Origin of the sequence: Microcoleus sp. PH2017_05_CCC_O_A (assembly GCF_020738785.1) — a bacterium.
GTDB lineage: Bacteria > Cyanobacteriota > Cyanobacteriia > Cyanobacteriales > Microcoleaceae > Microcoleus.
The window spans coordinates 1-6,897 of the sequence record NZ_JAEQCB010000273.1 but is presented as its reverse complement, the minus strand read 5'-3'; the positions used below and the strand labels follow the sequence as shown (position 1 = coordinate 6,897).

The 6,897-nt window shown below is 47.2% G+C and carries 6 protein-coding genes; 2 read left to right on the top strand and 4 right to left on the bottom strand.

The genetic code is table 11. The features are described 5' to 3' along the window. From JGK20_RS33595 to JGK20_RS33580, 4 genes are all read right to left on the bottom strand, one after another. A partial coding sequence (locus JGK20_RS33595; RefSeq protein WP_293233729.1) for a hypothetical protein occupies positions 1-188 on the bottom strand: 188 nt, incomplete at its 3' end. Between the two features lie 128 nt (positions 189-316). Next, positions 317-727 (bottom strand): hypothetical protein, encoded by a 411-nt coding sequence (locus JGK20_RS33590; RefSeq protein WP_293233727.1) that lies wholly within the window; start codon positions 725-727, stop codon positions 317-319. Between the two features lie 162 nt (positions 728-889). Beyond that, entirely contained in the window at positions 890-2,698 is a 1,809-nt protein-coding gene (locus tag JGK20_RS33585; protein WP_293175589.1) for an aspartate kinase, read from the bottom strand. Between the two features lie 362 nt (positions 2,699-3,060). Then, positions 3,061-3,792: a Uma2 family endonuclease gene (locus JGK20_RS33580; protein ID WP_293233725.1), complete on the bottom strand. Its 732-nt coding sequence runs from the start codon at positions 3,790-3,792 to the stop codon at positions 3,061-3,063. Positions 3,793-3,841: 49 nt separating this feature from the next. Here JGK20_RS33580 and JGK20_RS33575 point away from each other — a divergent pair, with 49 nt between their 5' ends. Beyond that, positions 3,842-4,501 carry an HAD family hydrolase gene (locus JGK20_RS33575; protein ID WP_293233723.1) on the top strand — a complete coding sequence of 220 codons (660 nt, stop codon included), beginning with the start codon at positions 3,842-3,844 and terminating at the stop codon, positions 4,499-4,501. A 612-nt stretch (positions 4,502-5,113) separates the two neighbouring features. Then, positions 5,114-6,897 (top strand): PAS domain S-box protein (locus JGK20_RS33570; protein WP_293233721.1); only part of this gene is annotated, 1,784 nt, incomplete at its 3' end.

Here is a 6,897-nt window from a genome sequence, read left to right as displayed (position 1 = left end):
TTTGCTGCACATTGTTCGGGTGAACAAACACTGGCAATTGTTACCGATAAACCAGGCTCATTGGGTCGAAGTAAATAAGCGAAAAGTAAAACTATATCGCTGGTTTCATCAATCCATTGTCTCCGAAGTAAAGCTCTATAGACAATAGCACTGTCAGCTAAAGAATCGAATTCATAGTTTGTAGTCATAAGTATTTAGTCATAAAAATGTCATTCGCAGAACAAATTGGATAAATTTTATCCACGAACAATAATTATTATAGCACTTCATTACATATTTAAGACTGCATCTGAGTGACTCCTCTAAAATTTATCAGTCATACCTGGTTAAACCACTCTAGCCAATGAACTAACGTTGACGCGGAAATGAGATCTTCCGATTTATATTCCTGATTCTTCTGATGATAAATGTAAGCTTTCGCCTCGGCATTAGATGGGCAGAATAACCTGACTCTACAATCAGTATTTAGATTTTGCCAAGCCAGTCTAATACTACCTTGGTCATCTGTACCAATCGAGCATTTAGGAAAACTGTTCCCCATACTATCATAGGCTTCAGCAATTAATTTCATCGCTGTCCTGAAAGCATATTCAGTTGGTCTTAAAATTCCGTACTCATCCTCTTCTTCTAAATCTAAAAGTTCTAGCAGACCTTCAACAGTGATGCGAAAATTCGATAAACCGCTATTGCTGCTGGCATCAGTAATCTGTTCGTTAGCTACTGTCATAAGATTAAATTCCTTTTAGTCGATCGCCAATTCGATCCTAACACAGTTTAATGCTCGGGAATTTGCAGTAAGAACTTTTGTTGCTAGTTCATAATAAATTAGGACTGAAGTCCTTACTACAAACCTGTAAGAAAGGACTAAAGTCCTGAGTCCGAACCTTTATCAGGCGGGAACTTGGATTCTTTCACTCCCCGAAAGCTCAAACGCGGCGTGAATTGCTTTCAAAGCTGTGACACCCTGCGCCTCATCCACAACGCAGCTAATCTTAATCTCAGAAGTCGCAATCATTTGAATGTTGATTTTGTGCTGCGAAAGCGCTTCAAACATCTTTGCCGCTACTCCCGGATGCGCTACCATCCCGGAACCAACTACGCTAACTTTGGCGATTTCTGTATCGACTGCGACTTCGCCCCAGCCGAATTCAACTGCTGATTTTTCCAAGACTGTTTTCGCAGATTCGGCGTCAATTTGTGCTACGGTAAATGCAATATCGCGGGTTAAGATGCCGTCGATATTGTGGCAGCGTTGCGATTGAATGATTGTATCTACGCTGATATTTTCTTCGGCTAACAGTCCGAACAGTTTTGCTGCTACTCCGGGGCGATCGGGTAATTGGCGAATTGCCAGACGCGCTTGATTGAGATCCAACGCTACAGCCCTGACTGCGGGCGGTTTGTTCGATGAGGAATGCAGCCCGACAGGGGAGTTGGCGACATCAAATGCTTTGCAGAGTTCGGCAACTGCCCGATCGCAATCCGTAGCATCGATCGTACAACTAACTTTGACCTCGGAAGTGGAAATCATCTGAATGTTAATTCCCGCATCCGCCAAAGTCTTAAACATCTCGGCTGCTACCCTCGGCCGCCCGATCATTCCCGCACCCGCAATGCTAACTTTAGCTATGGGTCGTTCCTCTGCTTTCACTTCGGGTTCCCCCAATTCTGGGCGAGAATTCTTACCCAAGGCGGGGACAATTGCATCTGCAACCGCGACAGCTTGATTCAGCGAATTTCGCCTGACTGTAAAGGCGATATCGTTCGTATTTCCTTCGTGAATTGATTGGATAATTAAGTCTACATCGAGATTTTGCTGCGCGATCGCACCAAACAACCGCGCTGCTACTCCCGGGCGATCGGGCAAACGCAACAGCGACACCCCCGCCTGATCCAAGTCAAATTCCACCGCATCGACCGCTTTTGCGAGCTCCAAGCCCTCCAAAGGCCGGGGTTGGGGGGGAGGCGACACCACCCGCGTACCGGGGGCGTCACTCCAGCTAGAAAGCACGATCAGCGGCACGCCGTAATTTTTGGCAATCTCGACGGCGCGCGGATGCAGGACTTTTGCACCCAAACTCGCCAATTCCAGCATTTCGTCGCAGGTGATCTCATCCATCAATTGCGCGTCGGCTACCAAGCGCGGATCTGTAGTTAGAATTCCGGGCACGTCGGTATAAATTTCGCATCTGTCGGCCCGCAGCGCTGCGGCGAGGGCTACTGCTGTGGTATCGGAACCGCCGCGCCCCAAGGTGGTGATTTCCAATTCTCCGGCGTCGGCGATGCCTTGAAAACCGGCAACGACGACAACTTTTCCGCTATTTAACTGGGTTTCCATGCGCGCCGGATCGATTCGCAAAATCCGGGCGCGGGTGTGGGCGGCTTCGGTGACAATCCCGACTTGGGCGCCGGTGAGGGAAATGGCGGGCTGTCCCATTTCCTGCAATGCCATACTCAAAAGTGCGATCGATACTTGTTCCCCAGTGGAAAGCAACATATCCATTTCCCGTTTGTTGGGATTTGGGGAAATTTCCTTAGCGAGTTTCACTAAACCGTCGGTGGTTTTCCCCATTGCTGAAAGTACGACGACGAGGGAGTTTCCAAGCTGTACTGTTTTGACTACTCGTCGGGCTACTTCTAAAATGCGATCGACTGTACCAACCGATGTTCCACCATATTTCTGAACAATTAGTGCCATAGGACTTACACAAAAGTGATGCAATACTTTACTAATCAATTAATATACGCAAATTCTGGATTAGAACCGATGTCAATCTTGTTTTTGGGGCTGGTAGCTGCCAATCAAGAAACCGGGTTTTTGGCGAGATTGAGGGTTTGAATCGAATACTTCAGTTGACAGTTGACAGTTGACAGTTTGAGAGCGACCTCTACCCTTAAGTCCGAGGATTGGAGTAATGAATAGTCTGATTTTAATTTCTCCCGATCGGGCTTTGGGCTTTCAAGCAATTCTTTCTGGTAGGTTCAAAGAAACCGGGTTTTTGGGAGATTGAGGATTTTTTGCGAATATTTTGGCGGAAAAACCCGGTTTCTGGCTACCTATTAGCTGCCTTCTAACTCTCGCAAACGCGCTTCTAAAGCTTGAATTCGCAACTCAGCTTCTATGCGCCTTTGTCGTTCTTGTTCTGCTGCTAATTCGGCTTGTTCTGCCCGTTCATCAGCGGCCAGCAGCAAATTCCCCTCAGCATCCCACCAGCGCAGCCAAGGCAGTTCTACGCCCTGATAAACTCCTTGCCAAATGCCCAATTCCAATCCCATTGGCTCGATTTGGTAATGTCCGCGCTGATTTTCTGACATTAACTCAAATCTATCTTCTACCAAATGATAGCATTCTATTTTGGCTTTTTTGACTTCATAAATTCCGTAAAAAGCAGGTCTAATAATCCGTTCGTAAATCCAGAATTTCCCCTTTTTGGGAGTTTTATCTCTTTCTTCGCTGCCATCTCCCGAAACAAATTCTAGTATAATTAACGGCGGCATTAATTCTTTCCACATCACATAGGAACGCCGCATATCTGGTGCTTCGGCTCCTTTTTCGGGCGGTTCCGGGGGTTGCGCTACTCGCCAGTAAATACCTGAATCTTGACCGATGCAGTATTGTCCGTCGGGATGAATTTGGTCTAAAATGGGTCGAACAGATGTTGTTAGCAGGATGCTTTGAGGAAGTTCTTGAAAGTTTTTCACAAAAGTACCGTCGGAGTCGGGTAATTGAGTGTGATCGGGAAATTCTGTAAAATCTGTTGCTAGGAATTCGGGTTTTTCGGTGACATTCATCTTGACCTCTTGAATGTTTAAAGATTATACTTCACACTGGGAACGGAATATGAGTCAGTACAAGTTAATTATTTTCGACTTTGACGGCACTTTGGCAATTACTCATAAAGCCATTATATCTTGCATTACTAAAACTTTTGAAAGTTTTGGTAATACACCGCCTGAGGCAGATATAATTCAAGGGACGATCGGTATCAATTTACAAAATACTTTTAAAATGCTGCATCCGGCGATCGAGGAAAGCGCAATTCCCGAATGGGTTGAAACTTACCGCTCTTATTATCGGACTGAAGGTGAAAAGCAGCTCGATTTATTTCCTGGTACCAAGCAAATTTTGCAGTTGGCGAGCAAGTCGGGATTGAGCTTGATAGTTTTCAGCAACAAACACCTGAGTTTTGTAAATCTGTTCCTGGAAAAGTTGAGAATTAACGGTTTTTTTGATTTGATTTTAGGTGATGACGGACAAATTATTCAAAAACCCAATCCAAGTGTTTTTCACTCGATAATTAAACCGCTGTTCCCGAATTTGGATAACAGTCAAGTGTTAATGGTTGGCGATACAGCGGTTGATTTGCTGTTTGCTAAAAATGCTGGGATAGATGTTTGTTGGGCGGCTTACGGATATGGCGATCGCGCGGAGTGTCTCGCCCTAGCACCGACTTTTGCGATCGATGATATTTCCGAACTGGCTGCGATCGTTCAAAATTAATCTTGACTCGGTTTTTTTTCAGAATAGTTTGGATCGTTTAACAACTAAAAAAGATTTGATTAAAAACATTTCACTAGAGCCAGAGTTTCTATTTTGGCTCTAGAGGTAAAACTTTATTGCCGGCAGCAGTAAGCCGACTAAACGCTGTTAATTAATATTAGTTTTAAAAATGAATGCAACTGTAGGTAAACTCCCAACTGCGAGATTCATCAGCAAGTCCCAATCTAAAGTCTAAAATCTCAAATGGTATAAACTATACCAGAGATAGAGAAGGCGCGGCAACAACTATTATAAGTTAACGGGTAAGAGTCGTTTGAATGCAAAAAGTACAAGGTAGAAGGCAAGAAAAACCCGGCACACTGATTTATTGTTGGTATAATTTAATGCATAAATTTTGGAGGATGATTTTCTAACTTCGACATATAGTGGATCTAGCTCTCATATTCGCGGACGTTGTTGGGAAGAGGGCCCTCTTAATTTAAGGGTTATATAAGCTGTCAGTCATACCTCATCTTTTTGAGAAAGGCTATATAAGAAAATAGGAAATTTTTGTTAAAATTGCAGGGTATGCTGCCGATCGCGATCGATAATAAACTCAATCTATAAAAACTTATGCAGATCGATATAAGTATTCCTTTTGACAATCTATCGCCGAATCGTACCGGCCCCAATGCACCGAATTTAATAGAAGAAGTATGGAGGCTGTACGATCGCGCCCTGGCAGCTACCAGCAACGGCATCGCGATCGCGGACGCTACACTTCCGGACAACCCAATCGTCTACTGCAACCCAGCCTTCGAGAAGATTACAGGCTACGATCGCAGCGAAATCATCGGACACAACTGCCGTTTCCTGCAAGGCCCGGATACCGATCGCGCAGCCGTCGATCGCATCCGCGCAGCCCTGCGAGAACAACACGACTGCAAAGTAGTTCTGAAAAACTACCGCAAAGACGGCACGCCCTTCTGGAATGAACTCACCATCTCACCGGTGCGCGATAGCAGCGGCACCGTTACCCACTTCATCGGCGTCCAAGCTGAGATCACCGATCGCATTCAAGCAGAAGAAGCCCTCAAACAAGCCGAGGCAAAATACCGCAGCATCTTTGAAAACGCCACCGAAGGCATATTTCAAATCGCCCCAGACGGGCGCTACCTCAGCGCCAACCCGGCACTCGCCCGCATCTACGGCTACGATTCTCCGTCAGAACTGATCGCAAAATGTTCGGCAACAAACATTTATGTCGATCGCACCCGCCGCGCTCAATTCGTCGCTACTATTACCAAAAAAGGCTCCCTGAAAGAGTTTGAGTCCTGCATACTCCGCCGGGACGGCAGCACTACCTGGATCTCGGAAAACGTGCGCGAAGTTGAGGGCGAAAACGGCGAACTCCTTTACTACGAGGGAACCGTCGCCGAAATCGCCGATCGCAAGCGCGCTGAAGCAGCCCTGGGCGATCGAGAATATTGGCTGAAAACCGCGATCGATGCCGTACCCGACGCAGTGAACCTCACAGACAGCGAGGGGCGCTGGCTGATTGCTAACGACTGCGCCCTCCAACTTTTGGGCCTCGATACCTCAGACTACCAGGGCAAAACTACCGCCGAACTTGCTGCTACTGCCGATCCGAGAGTCAGAGAAATCCTGCTAACTTGGCAAGAAACCGAGGAAACTACCTGGGAAGCCGGTACTCTGACTTGCACCCGCCAAGTTGTCTCCTTACCTACAGGCGGCAGCAATTGGTTTGAAGTGCGGAAAGTGCCGCTGTTTAACCCCGACGGTTCCCGCAAAGGCATGGCAGTGGCGGGGCGGGACATCACTCAGGAAGTCGAAGCAGAGGCAGCTTTACGGGACAGCGAACAGCGGTTTCGGGCAATTTTTGAACGCGCTGCGATCGGCATGACAGTGGCTACCCTCGAAGGCGTGGCGATCGCGACTAATCCGGCATTTCAAGCTATGCTGGGGCGATCGGAAGCCCAACTGCGCGGCGCCGGCATCGACGACTGGGCGCATCCGGAAGACGCAAAGTCCGATCGCCACTTGCGCCAACAGTTGGCCTCAGGATCGCGCGAAGCTTACCAAATCGAGAAGCGCTACCTCCGCCCAGACGGCAGCATCAGGTGGGGACGCCTCAGCGCCTCTGTCATCCACAGCAGTCACGAAACGCCACAGTTTATTTTGGAAATGGTAGAGGATATTACCGATCGCAAACTTGCCGAATCAGCTTTACTGCAAAATGAAGCTAAGTGGCGATCGCTAATTCTCAACAGTTCCGACATCATTACCATTCTCGACGGCTGCGGTCGCATTGTTTACGAAAGCCCTTCTGTAGAAACAGTCTTGGACTACGAACCAGAGGAACTCATCGGTCAAATTGCCCTCGATTTCATTCACCC

Excerpts from the sequence above, each read along its gene's own strand:
- JGK20_RS33585 (WP_293175589.1), bottom strand. The coding sequence starts at position 2,698 with ATGGCACTAATTGTTCAGAAATATGGTGGAACATCGGTTGGTACAGTC.
- JGK20_RS33575 (WP_293233723.1), top strand. The coding sequence starts at position 3,842 with ATGAGTCAGTACAAGTTAATTATTTTCGACTTTGACGGCACTTTGGCA.
- JGK20_RS33580 (WP_293233725.1), bottom strand. The coding sequence starts at position 3,792 with ATGAATGTCACCGAAAAACCCGAATTCCTAGCAACAGATTTTACAGAA.
- JGK20_RS33590 (WP_293233727.1), bottom strand. The coding sequence starts at position 727 with ATGACAGTAGCTAACGAACAGATTACTGATGCCAGCAGCAATAGCGGT.